The organism is Salmonella sp. SAL4457, assembly GCF_046548235.1.
GTDB classification, from domain to species: domain Bacteria; phylum Pseudomonadota; class Gammaproteobacteria; order Enterobacterales; family Enterobacteriaceae; genus Salmonella; species Salmonella enterica.
Map to the genome: position 1 here is coordinate 1 of NZ_JBGDZO010001231.1, position 240 is coordinate 240.

The 240-nt window shown below is 67.9% G+C and carries 1 protein-coding gene; it reads right to left on the minus strand.

Annotated elements, in window-relative coordinates; translation table 11 throughout:
- Positions 1–8: 8 nt before the first annotated feature.
- Positions 9–240, minus strand: a 232-nt coding sequence (locus tag ACLJNW_RS28115; protein WP_410961905.1) for a hypothetical protein, incomplete at its 5' end; no start/stop codon positions are given.

The following is a 240-nucleotide window of genomic DNA, read 5'->3' on the forward strand; positions in this document are numbered from 1 at the left end:
GGGCATGGTCAGGCATTTCCGCTTGTAGCCGCGGCCTGGGCGGCGAGTCTTTCCTGCTGGCGCAGCCAGTAGCGATAGGCACTGACCCCGGAGCGCACCGAGCTGAACACCAGCGGCGGCTTGATCTCGCCGAGCATGCTCGAGCGTTGCAGCAGGTCCAGCGTCTGCCCGGTCACCCGCGCCAGCGACAGGTGCACGCCCTGGGCCTTGAGGATCTGTTGCACCTCGTGGAGGGTGGCC